Origin of the sequence: Umezawaea sp. NPDC059074 (genome assembly GCF_042738955.1) — a bacterium.
In the GTDB taxonomy this organism is placed as follows: Bacteria; Actinomycetota; Actinomycetes; order Mycobacteriales; family Pseudonocardiaceae; genus Umezawaea.
The window spans coordinates 1-1,510 of sequence record NZ_JBHYHC010000291.1; the positions used below are offsets into that span (position 1 = coordinate 1).

The 1,510-nt window shown below is 73.3% G+C and carries 2 protein-coding genes; both read left to right on the top strand.

The window, feature by feature from the left end; all coding sequences use genetic code 11:
• Positions 1–85: 85 nt before the first annotated feature.
• Positions 86–823: a GntR family transcriptional regulator gene (locus ACFWW9_RS46115; RefSeq protein ID WP_390390008.1), complete on the top strand. Its 738-nt coding sequence runs from the start codon at positions 86–88 to the stop codon at positions 821–823.
• 64 nt (positions 824–887) lie between these two features.
• The coding region (locus ACFWW9_RS46120; protein WP_390390009.1) for an ADP-ribosylglycohydrolase family protein at positions 888–1,510 on the top strand (623 nt) is incomplete at its 3' end.

Below are 1,510 nucleotides of genomic sequence, written 5' to 3' on the forward strand. Positions count from 1 at the left end.
CCTCCCCGGACCTCGGGGAGGGCCCTGCCCGCGCGTCCACCCGACACCATTGACCGTACAGGTGACATACAGGTACCGTCCCTGTATGAACAACGACGCGATGGGGCCATCCCGACCGAGGTCGTCGCTCAAGCGGCACGAGGTCGCCGGGCGGCTGCGCGAGGCGATCCTGGCGGGCGAGCACCCGACCGGGTCGTTGTTGCCGGGCGAGAACGAGTTGGCACGGCGGTTCGCGGTCAGCCGCAGCACGATCCGGGGCGCGCTGGAGGGCTTGGCGCGGGACAACCTGATCGAGACGCAGACGGGTGTCGGGTCGTTCGTGACGTTCGACGGCCGGTCGTTGGACGAGTCGCCCAGCTGGGGGCTCGCGCTGGCGATGACCGGAATCCACACACGGGCCGAGGTCGTGCGGATGGAACGGGTGGTCGATCCCGACCTGGCGGCCACCGTGGGTTCCCGTGCGATGGAGTTCCTGGCGCTGGACCGGATTCGTCGGCTCACCGACGACGGCACGGCGGTCTCGCTGGAGCGCAGCCGGGTGCCCGCCGTAGGTGCGCTGGCCCAAGCACCCGAGCTCGGGCTGAAGGACGACTCGTTGTCCGAGACGATGACCGCGGCGGGACTGGTGCCCGCTCGTGGCGACCAGTGGATCGCGGTCGCGGCGCTGGGCGAGGCCGACGCGCGCCTGCTGGGCCGTGAGCCCGGCGAGACGTTCCTGCACACCACCCGCATCGCCCGCGACGCCGACGGGAACTTCGTCGAGAAGGTCGTGAGCTGGCTGGACCCGAAGAGGTTCCGGCTGCACGTCAGCTTCGGGGCGTGAGCCGGTGATCACCGAGCGGGCACTGGCCGCTTTCCACGGGCTGGCGTTGGGCGACGCGCTGGGCATGCCCACCCAGTCGATGTCGCACGCCGAGATCCTGGCCGACTACGGACCGATCACCGGGTTCGTCGCCGCGGGCCCGCGGCAGCGGATCGCCGCGGGCATGGCGGCCGGGTCGATCACCGACGACACCGAGCAGGCCGTGCTGGTGGCCGAACTGCTGGTCGAGAGCGGCGGCGAGGTCGACCCGACCGTGCTGGCCGAGCGGCTGCTGGCCTGGGAGGCGCGGATGCGCGACCGCGGCTCGCTCGACCTGCTCGGACCGTCCACCAAGCTGGCACTGGTCCGGCTGGGCGAGGGGGTGCCGGTCGAGGAGGCGGGCCGCACCGGCAGCACCAACGGCGCCGCCATGCGCGTCACGCCGGTCGGGATCGCCGTCGACGCCTCGAACCTGACGTCCTTCGTGGACGCCGTCGCCCACGTCAGCGCACCCACCCACAACACCGGCATCGGCATCGCGGCCGCGGCCGCCGTCGGCGCGGCGGTGAGCGCCGGGGTCGGCGGGGCGAGCCTGCCCGACGCCGTCGAGGTCGCCATCGCGGCTGCCGACGAGGGCGGCAGGCGCGGCCACTGGGTCGCGGGCGGCTCGATCGCGGCCCGGCTCCGCTGGGCGCTGCCCCACCTCTG